Origin of the sequence: Arthrobacter sp. AOP36-C1-22 (assembly GCF_052377515.1) — a bacterium.
In the GTDB taxonomy this organism is placed as follows: Bacteria; Actinomycetota; Actinomycetes; order Actinomycetales; family Micrococcaceae; genus Arthrobacter_H.
In genome coordinates this window covers 1-11,848 of the sequence record NZ_JBQSWW010000001.1, presented here as the reverse complement: position 1 = coordinate 11,848, position 11,848 = coordinate 1, and the positions used below count along the sequence as shown (strand labels likewise).

Here is an 11,848-nt window from a genome sequence, read left to right as displayed (position 1 = left end):
ATCCTCTGACGGCTTCGAAAGGTTCCCCGTGTCCGAGTTCAATCCCTTTGCCCTTGAAGGCCTCACCTACGACGACGTACTGCTGCTGCCCGGGCCCACGGACGTCATCCCTTCGGAAGCGGATACCTCCACGCGGCTGACCAAGCGGATCAACATCAACATCCCGTTGCTCTCCGCGGCCATGGATACGGTCACCGAGGCGCCGATGGCGATCTCGCTGGCCCGCCAAGGCGGCATCGGCATCATCCACCGCAACCTCTCCATCGACGACCAGGCCCGCCAGGTCGACCAGGTCAAGCGCAGTGAATCAGGGATGATCACCGACCCGGTGACCATCAGCCCGGATGCTACCTTGCAGGAGCTGGATGACCTCTGTGGCCACTACCGGGTCTCCGGACTGCCGGTCGTGGATGCGGAAAAGAAGCTGCTGGGCATCATCACCAACCGGGACACCCGCTTCATCCCCCTCGAACAGTTCCTGACCACCAAGGTCTACGAGGCGATGACCGCGATGCCGCTGATCACCGCGAGGGTCGGTGTTCCCCGCGATGAAGTCATCGCACTGTTGAGCAAGCACCGCATCGAGAAGCTCCCGCTGGTCGACGACGCCGGCGTCCTGCAGGGCCTGATCACCGTCAAGGACTTCGATAAGGCCGAGCAGTACCCGCTGGCCACCAAGGACGAGGAGGGGCGTCTGCGCGTTGGTGCAGCCGTCGGCTTCTTCGGTGAAGGTTACGACCGCGCCATGACCCTGGTCGAGGCAGGGGTTGACGTCCTGGTCGTGGATACGGCCAACGGCCACAGCCAGGGTGTGCTGGATATGATCGCCCGGCTGAAGAAGGACCCGGCGGCAGCCCATGTGGATGTCATCGGCGGTCAGGCGGCCACCCGTGAGGGGGCCCAGGCGATCATCGATGCCGGCGCGGACGCGATCAAGGTCGGGGTCGGTCCGGGCTCGATCTGCACCACGCGTATTGTCGCCGGCGTGGGTGTCCCGCAGATCACCGCCATCTACGAATCCGCCAAGGCGGCCATCCCCGCAGGCGTGCCACTGATCGCCGATGGCGGTCTGCAGCATTCGGGCGATATCGGCAAGGCCCTGGTCGCCGGCGCCGATTCGGTGATGCTCGGCTCCCTGTTGGCCGGCACGGCCGAATCCCCGGGTGAACTGGTCTTCATGAATGGCAAACAGTTCAAGGCCTACCGCGGCATGGGCTCCTTGGGCGCCATGCAAACCCGGGGGAAGAACACGTCCTTCTCGAAGGACCGCTACTTCCAGGCCGACGTCCCCTCGGACGAGAAGCTGATCCCCGAAGGCATCGAAGGCCAGGTTCCCTATCGCGGCCCGGTCGCAGCCGTCGCACACCAGTTGGTCGGCGGGCTTCACCAGACCATGTTCTACGTCGGCGGACGCACGATTCCGGCGTTGAAGGAGCGTGGGAAATTCGTGCGCATCACCGCTGCGGGGCTGAAGGAATCCCACCCCCACGACATCACGATGACCGTCGAAGCCCCGAACTACCGAACGCGCTAACCACGTGGCCCAGCCGAAGCAGCTCAAGAAGCTCACCCGTGAACGCATGGAGCGTACGGGGGAGTCCTACACCACAGCACGCAAGGCCCTCCTCGACGGCCGTCCCGAACGTCCCTCGGCGCGCCCCGCTCCAGCGGGTACCCCGATACGCGCGGGCGATCCGGCTGCCCGGTCGGGTCAACCGGCGGCGGATCCTCATGAGCTACCGGAGTACCCGGCACCGGCTGGGGTGACCCAGTACGACGCAGGTCTCTGGCACCGGGTGCTCACCCAGGCCGGGGTGGCCCACCCGCTGACCGGCCAGCCGCTCAGCGAGGCACTGCTGGCCGGCCTGGCCGGGGGCATCGGTTTCATGGTGTTCGTCTTCGACGATGCATCGACCACGACCGCCACGGTGGTCACCCGGGCCCACCCCGAGCCCTATACGGCGAATCTGTTAACCCGCAGCGGGGCAAAGGTTCGCGAGCAGAAGACCGGCAGCGCCCGGCTGGCTGCCCAATACTTGGACGCCGGACTGGACGCCGGCCGTGCCGTCGTCGTCCGGATCAGCAGGGCTTCCCTGCCGTGGATGGAGATCGGCATCGCCGATGAGGACGAACCAGTGGATGTGGCGGTACTCGGCGAACATGACGAGGAGGAGCTGATCATCGATGACGGCTCCGGGGAACTGCAGCTGATTGCCCCCGAAACCTTGGCCGCTGCCCGCAGTCGACTCAAGGCCCTGAAGAACTGGCAGGCATGGGTGCCTTCTTCCGGTGGGCCCGATGTTGAAACGCTGAAAAGAAACATCCTTCAAGCCATCGAAGAGACCACCGGGCGTCTGCTGGGGACCAGCGATCTGAACGACCTGCCGGCACACTTCGCCCCACAGGTGGGGATTACCGGCCTGCGCACTTGGGCCGGGCAACTGCGTGACACCACTTCGGCTCAGGGGTGGACCGGGCTCCTCTCCGAACCGGGCCGGCTGGCCCACGCCTTGGACACGGTCGTCGAGTTCCTCACCGATGGACGCTACGGAGGCCCGGGAGGACTGCGGGGACTCTACGCAGACTTCCTCGACGAGGCCTCGGAGCTGCCGGGCCTTGAACGGCTGGCCGAGTGCAGCCCCGACTACCGGGCTGTGGCCGGACAGTGGGATGAGCTGACCGACATGATTGATCCCGATATCGACCCGGATGAACGAAGCGGGCATTTCGCAGCCATCGCCGACCGGGTGGAGCCGTTGGCCGTGGCCGAGGAAAACGCGGCAACCCGACTCGTCGAGGTGCTCGCCACGATCAGCGAGTAGGCGGCGTCCGTGGCGGAGCGGCGACGGCGGGAAGAGCGCCGGAAAAACCGTTGTCACTTCGGGGATCATTTTTGTCGGCCCATGCGTTGTACCCGGTAGGATCAGTGAAACGAACTTATTGAGGAGAACACCATGGCCCGTGGGGGCAACCCGATGTTCCAGTCCAAGGCGTTCCGCGAGCAAATGCGGCCCGAGGGGAACACGACCACCAGTGACCAGCGCACGGCCGAGCCGATGAGCTCGCAGTCCCTGCAGGATCTCTACAACTCACCGTCAGCCTCACCGGCCCAGACCGGACGGCTGACCTATAACGACGTCGTCTCCAAGACCGTGCTGATGTGGGGCCTCCTGGTCATCACGGCAGTGATCGGCTGGCAGGTCCCGGCGCTGATGCTTCCAGGGATGCTCGTCGGCTTCGTGCTGGCGCTGGTCAACATCTTCAAGCGCGAGCCCTCCCCGGTGTTGATCATGCTCTATGCCGCGGCCGAAGGCGTGTTCCTCGGTGCCATCTCGGCGGTGTTGAACGGCATGTATGAGGGCATTGCCGTCCAGGCGGTACTGGCCACCTTCTCCGTCTTCGCCGTGACCCTGCTGCTTTACCGCTCCGGCAAATACCGGGCGACCCCGAAGATGACCAAGATGTTCACCATCGCCATGGGCGCCTACCTGCTGTTCAGCCTGGTGAACCTGGGCCTGATGCTGTTCGGCGTCACCGATTCCATGTTCGGACTCCGTTCGGGATGGATGGGCCTCGCGATCGGTGCGCTGGCCGTCCTGCTGGCCACCTACTCGCTGGTGCTGGACTTCACCCAGATCCAGCGCGGCGTCGAACAGGGCGCCCCGGCGAAGTTCGCCTGGACCGCAGCCTTCGGCCTGACCGTGACCATGGTGTGGCTGTACGTGGAGATTCTGCGCATCATCGCCATCATGCGAGAACTCTAGGCACGAATCCATCACGGACGACGGCGGTGCCCCTCAGGGTGCCGCCGTCGTCATGTATGCGGCACCCGGTTCCCCGCGGCGATATCGTAGGAGAACATCCAGCCAGGAAGGGAACAGCGATGAGTGGAACCACGGCCGCGCCCACGGGTCGGCAGTTCACGATCCGCGGCGGCGGAGCCGAAGCCGTCGTCACCGAATTGGCTGCGGCCCTGCGCATCTACCGCCGGAACGGCATCGACCTGGCCCAGCCCTTCGGTGAACACGAATTGCCGCCCTCCGGCTCGGGAATCCTGCTGGCCCCCTGGGGGAACCGGATCCGTGACGGGCGGTGGGAACTGGACAGGCAGACCCAGCAACTGGACCTGACCGAGGTGGCCAACGGCAACGCCATCCACGGCCTGCTGCGCAATACCGGATACCGCCTCGAGGCCTCCAGCGAATCGTTGATCTGCCTCTCGGCCGAGATCTTCCCGCAGCACGGTTTCCCCTTCCGGATGACCCATACCGTGACCTACGCCCTCGACGCAGAAGGCGGGCTCTCGGTCACCCAGGATTTGCTGAACCACAGTGAACGCAAGGCCCCCGCAGCACTCGGGGCCCACCCCTATCTACGGTTGGGGGAGGTGCCCACCGAAGAACTGCTGGTGACCGTGCAGGCCGACACCGTCCTGGAAACCGACGAACGACTCATCCCCACCGGGACCTCGCCCGTGGACGGGGATACTGATCTGCGCGCCGGACGCCGCGTGGGAGACCTGCGCATCGATATCGGCTTGACCGGACTGACCCTGCACGACGACGGGGTACACCACCACCGTCTCACCGCGCCCGACGGGCGGGCCGTCGGGCTGTGGGCCGATGCCGGCTTCGGGTACGCCCAAGTCTTCGTCACCGAGGGGTACGCCGGCCAGCCGTTGGCGGTGGCCATCGAGCCGATGACGGCGCCGGCGAATGCCTTCAATTCAGGTGACGGACTGACCTGGTTGGCCCCACATGAGCACCTGATCGGGCGTTGGGGCATCGAATCATGGCTCTAACCCCCGAGCCGGGACACCGCAACGTCACCGGGGATCTTCCGTATGGTGTGCGAATGGCCGCAGCCTGGAGCTGGCGAGTAGCCATCATCGTGGCCACGACGGGCCTGATGCTCTGGCTCCTCAGCCACGTTTCCCTGCTGGTCATCCCCCTGATGATCGCTGCACTTCTGGCCGGGTTGCTGATGCCGGTGGTGCGGTTGCTGCGGCGGTGGAAGCTCCCCAACGGGTTGGCCACCGGGGTCACCATGTTGCTGTTTTTGGCCGTCATCACCATTTTGCTCTCGCTGGTGGGGCGGACCATGGCCCGGGGCATGATGAGCCTATGGCAGCAGGCACTGGCCGGCGTTTCCCAGGTCCAGCACTGGCTATCGGACGGGCCCCTCCAGCTGAGCAACCAAGACCTGGATCGCTACCTCGACGGGGCCCTGAGCCAGCTGCAATCCAATAGTGACACGATCCTCAGCGGTGCCGTGTCCTGGGGCAGTGCGCTCGGGCACGGTGCCGCCGGCCTGCTGCTGGCCCTCTTCTCGTTGGTCTTCTTCCTCCTCGAAGGCGAACGCATCTGGACGTTCGTGGTGGGGCTGATGCCCCGTCGGGCCCGCGCCGCGACCGATGGCGCCGGACGCCGGGGCTGGATCAGCCTGGTCAACTACACCAGGGTGCAGCTCTTTGTCGCCTTCATCGACGCCGTCGGTATCGGTGTTGGTGCCGCCATCCTCGGGGTACCGCTGGCCTTTCCGTTGGGTGGACTGGTCTTCCTGGGCTCGTTCATCCCCATCATCGGTGCGCTGGCCACCGGCGCCCTGGCCGTCCTCTTGGCCCTGGTGGCCAACGGCTGGATCAACGCGCTCGTCATGCTCGCCGTCGTCCTGCTGGTCCAGCAGGCAGAATCTCATATCTTGCAGCCGCTGGTCATGGGCAGGGCGGTGAGCCTCCACCCCTTGGCCGTCGTCTTGGCCGTGACCGGCGGCACGCTCATTGCCGGTATCACCGGCGCCCTGTTCGCCGTGCCGGTGATGGCCGTGCTGAACACCATGATCCGCTATATTTCGGCGCGCGGCTGGGAAACCCCCGGGGCGTGGGCCGTGGATGGCGATCCGCCCCCGGGTCCCAGCGCGCCATTCACTGCGCCGGCAGACCTCGACGGCGAAACCGATGCCGTCCCGTCGCCCGGCCCCCGCACCGGAGAACCCCCCCGGTGACCGACTCCCTTGATGAAAGCGTCCCCATGCAGCAGCCACCCGATACCACCACCCACCAGACCCTGCCCGTCTCCCTGGCCGATATCGAAGCAGCCGCCGAGCTCCTGGAGGGCGTCATCGCGCACACCCCGGTGGAACACTCCCGTGCCTTGGGAACCTTGACCGGCAGCGATGTCTACCTCAAATGCGAGAACCTCCAGCGTGCTGGTTCCTTCAAGGTCCGTGGCGCCTATGTGCGCATGGCCCGGCTGAGCGAGGAAGAGAAGGCCCGCGGTGTCGTCGCCGCTTCGGCCGGCAACCACGCCCAGGGTGTCGCCGTGGCCGCCGCACGACTGGGTATCACCGCCAGGATCTATATGCCGTTGGGTGTGGCCCTGCCCAAACTCACCGCGACCAAGGATCACGGTGCCGAAGTGATCCTGCACGGGCATAACGTCGATGAGGCGCTTGCGGAGGCCCAACGCTATGCCGACGCCACCGGAGCGGTGTTTGTGCACCCCTTCGACAACGCCGACATCATTGCCGGTCAGGGAACCATCGGGTTGGAGCTGCTGGAACAACTGCCCGACGTCGACACCGTGCTCATGGGAGTCGGTGGGGGAGGCCTGCTGGCCGGCGTGGCGACGGCGGTGAAAGCCAAGGCCCGCGAACAGGGCCGGGAGATCCGGGTCATCGGCGTCCAAGCCGAGAATGCTGCCTCCTATCCGCCCTCGCTGGCCGCCGACGCGCTCGTGCCCTTGGAGAAGGTTTCCACGATCGCCGACGGCATCGCCGTGGGCCGTCCGGGCCAACTGCCGTTCACGATCATCCGTGAGCTGGTGGACGACGTCGTGACGGTCAGCGAAGATGCGCTGGCCCGGGCCCTGGTGTTCTTGCTGGAGCGCTCCAAACTCGTGGTGGAACCGGCGGGCGCCGTCGGGGTCGCGGCCCTGTTGGAGGGCAAACTGGCCGAACTGGGCATCGATTCTCAGCGCACCGCCGTCGTCCTCTCGGGAGGCAATATCGACCCGTTGCTGCTGCTGAAGGTGATCCAGCGTGGCCTCGCGGTCGCTGGACGCTACCTGACGGTGCGGATGATGCTCGATGACCGGGCCGGAGAGCTGGCCACGATTTCCCGGGTGATCGCCGAATCCGATGCCAACGTCACCGGAGTGGACCACACCAGGATCGGTGGTTCGCTGTCGATGGGGGATGTGGCCATCACCATTGATATGGAGACCAAGGGCCACCTGCATTCCGAACAGGTGCTGGACAACTTGCGCGCGGAAGGCTTCCAGCCGCTCATCATCACCACCTGAGCAGGTTTTCTGGTTAAAAACCTGCGGCCTGCATCTCCCCGGGGGGAGATGCAGGCCGCAGCGGCAGGTACTTAGCCGACGTAAGGCGTCGCGGAAATGATCTCCACGTCGATCGACTTACCGTTCGGCGCGGTGTAGCTGAGCTTATCGCCGACCTTCTTGCCATGGACGGCAGCGCCGATGGGTGACTTTTCGCTGTAGACCTCGAGACCCGAGTCGCCGGCGACTTCGCGGCTGCCGAAGAGGAAGGTGGTTTTGTCGCCGGCGATATTCGCCTCGACGAGCATGCCGGGCTCCACCACGCCATCATCGGCCGGGGCGTCGCCGACTTCGGCTTTCTGCAGGAAGTCCGAGAGGTACTGGATCCGGGCTTCGGCTTTGCCCTGTTCCTCCTTGGCGGCATGGTAGCCACCATTTTCTTTCAGGTCGCCCTCGGAACGGGCCTGCTCGATCTTGTCGACGATCTCAGCGCGGCCGGGACCCTGCAGGTGCTCAAGTTCAGCGGACAAGCGGTCGTATGCCTCCTGGGTGAGCCAGAGAGCCGGTTCATGGTTGGTGGTCAACGTACTTCTCCTTGTAGTAAATGGGCCGGTCGGATGACCGGCCACTGAACTGCAGTGTTTGCCCCGCCCGAGGCGATGCAAGCAAAGACCCCGCCATACGTGGTGAAGAACCGCGGTCCGTCACCAGTTCAAGGCGGGGTGGATCGTATGTGAACGATTTTAGCCATTATCCGGCGAAACCCCAAGTGGCCTACCCCACGGTGGTCATACTTGGCCTAGCCGGCGACCCAACAGGTGGTCACTCCACCGGTGACTCCGAGCGATTCGGTGCGCAGGTCAAAGTCCTTGATGATCGTTTCGCGTCCGGTGCCTTCGGTGGCCCCGAACGTGACGGTCTTCCAACCGACGACGGCGTAGGACTCATTCATCACCCGCACATTGCATGAAACGGTGTCCCGGGGCTTCTTTTCCAGCTGGATGGTGACGTTGGCGCTCGTGTTTGAGGTGATGTCGAACGCAACATCTTTGCTCGAATAGGGCTTGACGTTCCACCAGGCGACCACGCCTGCGGCGATGATCGCCAGGACGAGGGCCACGGAGATCATGACGATTTTGCGCCGCCGGGTCAGGCCGCGCTTGGGTGCGCCATAACGATTGGCTACGCTGGACGGTGGCGCGTCGTCCGTTGAAGGAGGGGGCGCCGGCTGCTGGGTGTTCATCCCCACCAGTCTAGGTCTTTTCGCAGGACGGCAAACCGGCCGTCCTGATGGCATTGAGGAGCAGCTCATCGTGGAAGAATCCCGGGTCGTTCCCGTCCCGCCGTCAGAGGGTTTCCGACTTCTGGCTGTCCATGCCCACCCGGATGACGAGTCCAGTAAGGGTGCGGCCATGATGGCCGCCTACGCCCATGCCGGGGCGCGTGTCATGGTGGCCTCCTGCACCGGTGGGGAACGCGGAGACATTCTCAACGCGTCCGCAGGCGAACTGGCCCACGCCCACCGGGATCTGGCGGGCCTGCGTCGCAAGGAAATGGCCGAAGCCGCCGCCGCGTTGGGCATCGAGCACCGGTGGATCGGTTTCGTGGACTCGGGCCTTCCGCAGGGGGACCCGCTGCCACCGCTGCCTTTCGGGTCCTTCGCCACCCAGAGCCTCGAGCGGGCTGCCGCCCCGTTGGTGAAATTGATTCGTGAGTTCCGTCCCCAGGTGATGACCACCTACGACGAAAATGGGGGATACCCGCATCCGGACCACATCATGACCCACCGGGTATCCGTCGAGGCTTTCGAAGCAGCTGCCGATCCCGCCCGCTACCCCGAACTGGGTGAGCCGTGGGAGGTCTCCAAGCTCTACTACGACCGCGCCTTCAGCCCGGACCGTATTCGCACCTTGCACTACGCCATGGTGGAGAACGGCATTGATTCCCCCTACGAAGAGCGGGTCAAGGCCTTTGAAGCGCACCCCGACGAAGAGATGTTCCGCTGGGTCAGCCCGCACGAGACCACGACGCAGATCGCCTGCTCCGACTTCTTTGAAGCCCGTGACCGCGCCTTGGTGGCACACCGGACGCAGATCGACCCGGCGGGCTTCTTCTTTGCCGTTCCCACGTGGGTCTACGAAAAGTATTGGCCCTGGGAGGACTACACGTTGGTCACCTCCCGTGTCGAAGCCCCGACACCCGAAACAGATCTTTTCGCGGGTCTACGCTAAGTCTGCCGTTGTCCGCCTCACGGGTAGACTAGGCGGGCCGGCCAGGGCCGGTACCCACCAAGAAAGAGCAAAAGTGAACCTGTTGTCTTCAGTGCTGGTCGCCGCCAGCTCCGCTCCGGCTGTCCCCACCGGAGATGCCGCCCGTGAGATCGGCCCGGGCTTCGCGGGTTTCGTTGCCACCGCGGCGATGGTGATCGTGGTGATCTTCCTGATCAGGGACATGACACGGCGCATCCGGCGGGTCCGTTATGCCGGAACCGCTGAGGAACGCCAAAACGAATTGGTGGAACGCGGGCGCGAACGCCAGGCGGCCAGCGACGAGTTCCCGCCACGCAGCAACCCGGGCCCCGATGGCAGTATTCATTTCGGCGACGGGACCGAGAACGACGACGACGGCCAGGGCCCGGCCCGCTGATCCGCGGGATCTGGCGTTCCCTCGCAGTTCCGGCCCGGGGGGGGAACCAGCCGCCGCCAGCAGGGCCCTGTGCTGGATTGTGTGTTTTGCCACGCTCCGTCTAATATTGCCGAGGCGTGGTCTGCGCCACAATCGCGTCGTGCATTCCGGCGCGCTGTAATTCAGTTGACCGGAGGACCGTCATCAAGTTGCTCAAATCATTCCCGCTGCTCGGTTGGGTCATCATCGCCATCGTCTTGGGAGTCCTGACCGGCCCCGTGATGCCTGCCTGGCTCGGCGGGGTTTTCATGACCTACAACTCGATCTTCTCTGGCTTCCTGGGCTTCATCGTGCCGCTGATTATCCTCGGGCTCGTCATGCCCGCGATCGCCGAACTCGGTAAGGGCGCCGGCAAATGGCTGGGGGTGACGGCGTTGATCGCGTATGGCTCCACGGTGTTGGCTGGACTGCTGGCCTACTTCGTGAGTCGTTGGCTGTTCACCTCGTCGCTGGCGGGCGGGGGCCTGGATACCATCGGCGAAGATTCCGGATCCGGTTTCAGCCCCTACCTCACGGTGGTGGCCAGCGCAGGAGATTCTGCCACGGAAATCGTTCTAGAACCGGTCATCGGTGTCATGAGCGCGCTGGTCCTGGCTTTTATCATCGGCATCGGCCTGACGGCATTCCGCAGCAAGGTGCTGTTCCGGGGAGCCGTCGAGTTCCGCACCATCATCGAGATCGTGATTCGGCGCATCATTGTGCCGGCCCTGCCCCTGTTCATCTTCGGGATCTTCATGGATCTTTCCGCCAGCGGCTCCGCGGTCACGGTCCTCACGAAGTTCCTGCTCGTGGCAGTGGTCTCCTTTGCCTTGACCTTCGTCGTGCTGCTGGCGCAGTACTCGGTGGCCGGCGGAATGGCCGGGGTGAACCCGTTGAAGGCCCTATGGAATATGCGTGACGCGTACTTCACCGCGCTGGGTACCTCCTCGTCGGCGGCGACGATTCCGGTGACCCTGGCCTCGACGAAAAAGAATAACGTCTCCGACTCCATTGCGGGCTTCGTGGTTCCGCTGTGTGCCACCATCCACCTCTCCGGGTCGATGGTGAAGATCACCTGCTTCTCGTTCGCCGTCCTGCTACTCACGGGCGGGGAAACCAGCTTCGGCTCCTACCTGCCGTTCATCCTGATGCTGGGTGTCATGATGATTGCCGCTCCGGGCGTGCCCGGCGGGGCGATCGCCGCGGCTGCCGGGCTGCTCACGCAGATGCTCGGGTTCGGCGAGGCAGAGGTGGGGCTCATGTTCGCCGCCTATATTGCTCTGGACAGCTTCGGCACGGCCACGAATGTGACCGGCGATGGCGCCATCGCGATGATCATGAATAAGCTCACCAGCGGCAACCTTGGCGCGCAGGCACAAGATCCGGCCGACGAGGACGTCGCAGCGGGAGAAGCCCCGGGGGCGACGGCCCACACCCTGGGTTAGCAACCCCTTCCTGCGGTCGGGAAGCGGCATCCGGAAGGCTGCTAAAACCATTCCGGGCACTACTGATCGAGATCAGTAGTGCCCGGAATTCTTCGGTTGCTGGCGTTCCCGCGGGAGCGACGGTGGGGGGCTAGCGGCGGATCATCGACAACCGGTAGGTCTCCGGCCCCTCCTCGACATACTCCACGGCAAACTGACCGGCGGCACGCTGCTCCAGTTGGGCCAAGAGCGGCAACGGGTTGTGGTTGGCGATCAGCAAGATGCCCCGGCCCGGGGCCAAGCCCTCCAACGCACCAAAGATCGTCGCATGGCGGATGGCATGCGGGATGACCCGGGTGTCCAGCTCCGCCAGACCTTCCTCGTCGTGTCCACCGCAGGCACAACCCCCGCCGGCGGGCGCCGAAACAGCTGCGACACCGCCGTCGGACTCCTCCTGGGTTGCGGAGTCCTTTGAGGGGG

General features: G+C 64.9%; 12 protein-coding genes. 9 read left to right on the top strand and 3 right to left on the bottom strand.

The features are described 5' to 3' along the window. The first annotated feature begins 28 nt into the window (after nucleotides 1–28). The 6 genes from guaB to ilvA all read left to right on the top strand — a co-directional run bounded on the left by guaB (nucleotide 29) and on the right by ilvA (nucleotide 7,301). The gene (guaB, locus tag ACT3S6_RS00060; RefSeq protein ID WP_096223347.1) at nucleotides 29–1,534 is read left to right on the top strand and encodes an IMP dehydrogenase; all 1,506 of its coding nucleotides are present in this window, start codon (nucleotides 29–31) and stop codon (nucleotides 1,532–1,534) included. A gap of 4 nt (nucleotides 1,535–1,538) precedes the next feature. Then, nucleotides 1,539–2,822, top strand: coding sequence for a BtrH N-terminal domain-containing protein (locus ACT3S6_RS00055; protein WP_096223346.1), 1,284 nt, complete (start codon nucleotides 1,539–1,541; stop codon nucleotides 2,820–2,822). Between the two features lie 132 nt (nucleotides 2,823–2,954). Beyond that, on the top strand, nucleotides 2,955–3,764 hold the full coding sequence (locus ACT3S6_RS00050; protein WP_096223345.1) for a Bax inhibitor-1/YccA family protein: 810 nt from the start codon (nucleotides 2,955–2,957) through the stop codon (nucleotides 3,762–3,764). A gap of 119 nt (nucleotides 3,765–3,883) precedes the next feature. Next, nucleotides 3,884–4,801, top strand: a complete 918-nt coding sequence (locus tag ACT3S6_RS00045) for an aldose 1-epimerase family protein (RefSeq protein ID WP_096223344.1) — start codon at nucleotides 3,884–3,886, stop codon at nucleotides 4,799–4,801. A gap of 53 nt (nucleotides 4,802–4,854) precedes the next feature. After that, a complete protein-coding gene (locus ACT3S6_RS00040) occupies nucleotides 4,855–6,003 on the top strand; it encodes an AI-2E family transporter (RefSeq protein WP_444553219.1) in 1,149 nt (382 codons plus the stop codon). A gap of 26 nt (nucleotides 6,004–6,029) precedes the next feature. After that, on the top strand, nucleotides 6,030–7,301 hold the full coding sequence (gene ilvA / locus ACT3S6_RS00035) for a threonine ammonia-lyase (protein WP_096223406.1): 1,272 nt from the start codon (nucleotides 6,030–6,032) through the stop codon (nucleotides 7,299–7,301). A 71-nt stretch (nucleotides 7,302–7,372) separates the two neighbouring features. Here the strand turns inward: ilvA and greA are convergent, their stop codons facing one another. Both greA and ACT3S6_RS00025 read right to left on the bottom strand, forming a co-directional pair. Further along, nucleotides 7,373–7,864: a transcription elongation factor GreA gene (gene greA, locus ACT3S6_RS00030; protein ID WP_087000423.1), complete on the bottom strand. Its 492-nt coding sequence runs from the start codon at nucleotides 7,862–7,864 to the stop codon at nucleotides 7,373–7,375. Between the two features lie 215 nt (nucleotides 7,865–8,079). Continuing rightward, the gene (locus tag ACT3S6_RS00025) at nucleotides 8,080–8,523 is read right to left on the bottom strand and encodes a DUF4307 domain-containing protein (RefSeq protein WP_087000426.1); all 444 of its coding nucleotides are present in this window, start codon (nucleotides 8,521–8,523) and stop codon (nucleotides 8,080–8,082) included. A gap of 70 nt (nucleotides 8,524–8,593) precedes the next feature. Between ACT3S6_RS00025 and mca the strand changes: the two genes are divergently transcribed. The 3 genes from mca (at nucleotide 8,594) to ACT3S6_RS00010 (ending at nucleotide 11,389) form a co-directional block, all read left to right on the top strand. Further along, entirely contained in the window at nucleotides 8,594–9,511 is a 918-nt protein-coding gene (mca, locus tag ACT3S6_RS00020; RefSeq protein ID WP_441379824.1) for a mycothiol conjugate amidase Mca, read from the top strand. 82 nt (nucleotides 9,512–9,593) lie between these two features. After that, a complete protein-coding gene (locus tag ACT3S6_RS00015) occupies nucleotides 9,594–9,926 on the top strand; it encodes a hypothetical protein (RefSeq protein ID WP_143413271.1) in 333 nt (110 codons plus the stop codon). 182 nt (nucleotides 9,927–10,108) lie between these two features. Next, the gene (locus tag ACT3S6_RS00010) at nucleotides 10,109–11,389 is read left to right on the top strand and encodes a dicarboxylate/amino acid:cation symporter (protein WP_096223404.1); all 1,281 of its coding nucleotides are present in this window, start codon (nucleotides 10,109–10,111) and stop codon (nucleotides 11,387–11,389) included. Between the two features lie 130 nt (nucleotides 11,390–11,519). Here the strand turns inward: ACT3S6_RS00010 and ACT3S6_RS00005 are convergent. Continuing rightward, nucleotides 11,520–11,848: DUF2249 domain-containing protein (locus tag ACT3S6_RS00005; RefSeq protein ID WP_444553218.1), on the bottom strand; the 329-nt coding region annotated here is incomplete at its 5' end.

What these genes read in the sequence shown, in the direction of transcription:
- ACT3S6_RS00050 (WP_096223345.1), top strand. Translation starts at nt 2,955, where the DNA reads ATGGCCCGTGGGGGCAACCCGATGTTCCAGTCCAAGGCGTTCCGCGAG.
- ACT3S6_RS00045 (WP_096223344.1), top strand. Translation starts at nt 3,884, where the DNA reads ATGAGTGGAACCACGGCCGCGCCCACGGGTCGGCAGTTCACGATCCGC.
- ACT3S6_RS00040 (WP_444553219.1), top strand. Translation starts at nt 4,855, where the DNA reads ATGGCCGCAGCCTGGAGCTGGCGAGTAGCCATCATCGTGGCCACGACG.
- ilvA (WP_096223406.1), top strand. Translation starts at nt 6,030, where the DNA reads ATGCAGCAGCCACCCGATACCACCACCCACCAGACCCTGCCCGTCTCC.
- ACT3S6_RS00025 (WP_087000426.1), bottom strand. Translation starts at nt 8,523, where the DNA reads ATGAACACCCAGCAGCCGGCGCCCCCTCCTTCAACGGACGACGCGCCA.